Annotated in this window: 5 protein-coding genes; all 5 read right to left on the bottom strand. The window is 50.4% G+C overall.

What is annotated here, in order from left to right; translation table 11 throughout:
• Positions 1–161: 161 nt before the first annotated feature.
• The gene (locus AC6F7T_RS03135) at positions 162–449 is read right to left on the bottom strand and encodes a HigA family addiction module antitoxin (RefSeq protein WP_500716515.1); all 288 of its coding nucleotides are present in this window, start codon (positions 447–449) and stop codon (positions 162–164) included.
• Positions 450–460: 11 nt separating this feature from the next.
• A complete protein-coding gene (locus AC6F7T_RS03130; RefSeq protein WP_500716514.1) occupies positions 461–739 on the bottom strand; it encodes a type II toxin-antitoxin system RelE/ParE family toxin in 279 nt (92 codons plus the stop codon).
• A gap of 445 nt (positions 740–1,184) precedes the next feature.
• Positions 1,185–2,477, bottom strand: a complete 1,293-nt coding sequence (locus tag AC6F7T_RS03125; RefSeq protein ID WP_500716513.1) for a DEAD/DEAH box helicase family protein — start codon at positions 2,475–2,477, stop codon at positions 1,185–1,187.
• Complete coding sequence (locus AC6F7T_RS03120) at positions 2,458–3,009, bottom strand: hypothetical protein (protein ID WP_500716512.1); 552 nt, start codon at positions 3,007–3,009, stop codon at positions 2,458–2,460. Before AC6F7T_RS03120 ends, AC6F7T_RS03125 begins: the two co-directional genes overlap by 20 nt.
• A gap of 122 nt (positions 3,010–3,131) precedes the next feature.
• Positions 3,132–3,779, bottom strand: a 648-nt coding sequence (locus tag AC6F7T_RS03115) for a Fic family protein (protein ID WP_500716511.1), incomplete at its 5' end; no start/stop codon positions are given.

Genomic DNA, 3,779 nt, shown 5'->3' with positions numbered 1-3,779 from the left:
CTACAAACCCTGGATTGCCAGAAAATTTCTGCTCGGATAGCCAAGCGAGATTTTCGTGATTTTATGGTCGTATTTTTGGGGTAAGCTGATTTTTTAATGCTCAGTATCACCGGTGATAGACTGCAGTGTAACGATGAAGTTGGCAACAGAAGTATGCTACCTCAGGCTGCGACAAGCTTTTTAACCCTTAGCTCTTTACGATACTGCTCAGCATGCCAGAGTTCATATTGAGACTGCTGGTTCAGCCAACTTTCTGCCGAAGTATCAAACGCAATAGAAAGCCGTATAGCCATCTCGGGACTAATACCAGCCTTGCCGTTAAGCACAGCACTCAAAGTTTTCCGGCTTACCCCCAACGCTTCAGCCGCCGCCGTAACTGTCAGACCAAGGGGATCCAAGCAAAGCTCGCGCAATACTTCACCAGGGTGGGGTGGATTGTGCATCAACATAAAAAACTCCTTTAATGGTAATCCTCATAATTGACTATCTCGGCATCTCCGTTCTCAATCCGAAACGTCACTCGCCAGTTACCACTGACTGTCACTGACCAAATTCCGGTTCGATTTCCCGAGAGTTCATGCAATCGAAGGCCAGGTAGATCCATATCTTTGGCATCTGACGCTGCATTCAGCCGACCGAGAATAAGTCGAAGCCTCTTAGCATGAATGACCTGAATCCCTGCGGTGCTGCCGGACTTGAAGAATTTGGCCAAACCTTTGTGTTTGAAGCTGCGAATCATTTTGTAACCGTACCCCGTAACGTGTCGGGTGTCAACGAGACGAAAGAATTTTTTTTCGCACAGTAGTCGTCAAAAGCCTTTTATTGCCGGAAATCAATACAAGCAATATATGACAGTCTTTGCCAGTCTGACTAATCGAACTTAAAGATTAGTGGTTGCGGAAGCAATACCGACGGGTGTCGTAAATAGAGCGCATTATGAGAAAATCACTGGGATCGTCCATTGGGGGCTATTTGCGTCCGAAAAACCGTGAATTCTAGGACAGGTTGCTTCACTGGTTGCGAAAAGCGGTGGTGAAGAGAAGGTTCGGCCTACTATTGCCTCGATTTGATTTTATTTTTGTAAAGCGCCCAGCAGTGTAAAATGCTCTGAACCACGGTCAGTCGCACATAGGTTCTGATATTCACTTTTTTCTGGAACAACCGCACTCAAATACGAAGTTGCACTATTTTATCGTCCGGCCGTCTTCTAAAATATCGGTCTCCATCTGTTTGATCTCGTACTCCATGGCCCGATAACCGCGCTGGCGTTTGTCCCACATGCGGGAAAGCTGAAGCTGATCAACCTCAACATAGTCATAGATGCGCACATCCTGCTTCTCGGCGTGTTCTCGGTGCAGGCGCCCTGCGTATTGCTGCAAGGTTCCCTTCCAAGAGATCGGCATGGCCAACACCAGCGTGTCGAGTGGAGGGTGGTCGAAACCTTCACCAATAAGGCGGCCGGTGGCAAGCAAAACCCTGGGTGCAGACTCCTCCAATACATCCAGTTCCGCAATGACCGCCGTCCGCTGTTTTTTCGACAAGCGTCCATGGAGAACAAAGCAGTGTTCAATCTCGTTCTCCAGCGCCGCCTGCAACAGCGGTAGATGATCTGTGCGCTCGGTGAGCACCAACACCTTGCGTCCTTCCCGATAGGCGGCCAGGACATTTCCGGCGATGCGTTGGTTGCGCTTCGCATCGTTGGCAAGGATGCGGAACACCTCCTGAATCGGTGAATTCGGCGGGATCTCTGGCGCGGGCAACATTTGCGGCCATACTTCCAGTCGTGCCGGGGCGGTTTCCGGTTTAGCTGCGCTGTGCCGTATCGGCCCGCACTGCATGAAGATAATCGGCTGATGACCGTCTCGCCGTATCGGCGTGGCGGTCAGACCCACAATAAATTTCGCCTTGGCTTGTTTGAGAATTGCCTCGAAAGAGACGGCCGACAGGTGGTGACATTCGTCGATGATGATCTGTCCGTACTGGTCGAGCAGTGTATCTAGGTCTTCTCGTCGTGAAAGCGACTGTATAACGGCAATGTCGATCATGCCGGAAGGCTTCTTCTTGCCGCCACCGATGACTCCCAGGCATCCTTTTGGGAACTCAAGAAATCCCGTCAACCGCTCCTGCCACTGGCGCATCAGCTCGGTGCGATGCATCAGTACCAGTGTGCTGACCTTGCGCCGAGCGATCAGGGTGGCGGCGGTAACGGTCTTGCCTTTGACCGACTCCCACCGCTGGGGGTATATATCCTCACGTCCCCTGAATAGACGACGGAACAGGGTGATCTTGGTATCGGTAGTGAGATGTGCTGGGACTGATACGGATTGCGTTGAGGCGGGAGCGGGTTCAGAGATAGTCGGTTCTTCGCAGGGAATACCGTGCTGGATCAGCAGGTTCTTGAGGCGGGCGTTCTCATCGCGCAACAAACACAGTTCATCTTGGTCATTCAGCCCTTGGTTACTCCTCGCCAAATCCATACTTCGCCATTAAATCATCCATATCATCACCAACACCCCAACCCCAGTTGTGACCTTCATGCCTGACGCGCTCAAGTCGCTCAATAAGGACGTCTTGCTGGCGGGTATCAAGCACCAAAATCGTCCTTAACGCCTGTTCAAACATCCTCACCAAGGCATCAAAATAGCCCTCATCGTCCATACCACAACTGCCGAGCATATCTGTACAGGATTCGCAGTAGAACACCGTCAACTCGGCAATCCCCTCCGGGCGCCCAACAGCTTTTTTATAATCGGAGATTGCCCTTTTAGCCTTGGCGACAGAATAATCCTGGTTACACATCACATCCGGAAAAACCCAACGATCAATTGTCGATTTGTAGGGTTCAAGCACATCGTCAACGAGATCGAAACGGGCATGGAGAAAAGCCTGATTTTCCTTTTTGGCGGCGTAGAGATCCTGGATCAGGCCGAGCAGCGCCGGTCGGTCGAGGTCAGCAAGCTGGCGCTTGAGGTCACTCCATGTCGGTTTTTTCTTGTTCGATTTTTTCATAGGCACCGTTATTTACTCTTGATGGCCCGAAAAGGCCGAGTCATCAGCCAGATGCAGATAAATGCTGCATTACCAGAAAATCCCGTCCGGGTCGTCAATTGTGTGATAATCAGGCTCCTTTCCTAACCTCCCTGATAGAGCACAAGGCGTTTTCCTATCTCGTCAGCCTCGTTTGGGTCGAGAAAGGCATTTGTCAGGTTTAGTTGCCGTCTGGCTTCTTCAAAATCATCCCAGTTCACACTGCGAGTGTATCTCTGAGCAAAATCCAGGGTGCGGATAATTGGTTCTGGCACACCATTATGAGTCAGGACCTTTAGAGAAGAGAGATAGTTGTTTCTGAATACTGTTGGAATGATAATCCTTTGTTCTCCAGTAGCTACCAGCTCCGCATTCATCATAATGCGTGCTGTTCGTCCGTTTCCATCAGTAAAGGGATGGATTTCGCTGATCAAAAACATCATGAACACTGCGCGGGAGAAGGGAATCTCCAAAGAACGATAGATTTCAAATCCCTTCTCAAGGGTTCCTCCAACCAATTCCGGGGCAACGAAAAGGGTTGTCCCTGCCTGGTTGTTTTTTTCTTTAAACCGTCCTGGAAGTTTATCCGGGCGCAGCTGCATCAACACCGCGTGTCGGGATGTTAATATCCGCTTCAATTCATCCGGTTTCTTCGGCAGCTTTGCCATTTCTGATTCGTCAGAAACAATGCGAAAGGTTCCCAGAACATCGTGCGCATCCTCTGGCCTGTCACTAGGGATGTGCCCTGCAAA

It is taken from the genome of Pelovirga sp. (assembly GCF_059864205.1).
This window is presented reverse-complemented; position numbering and strand designations above follow the sequence as displayed.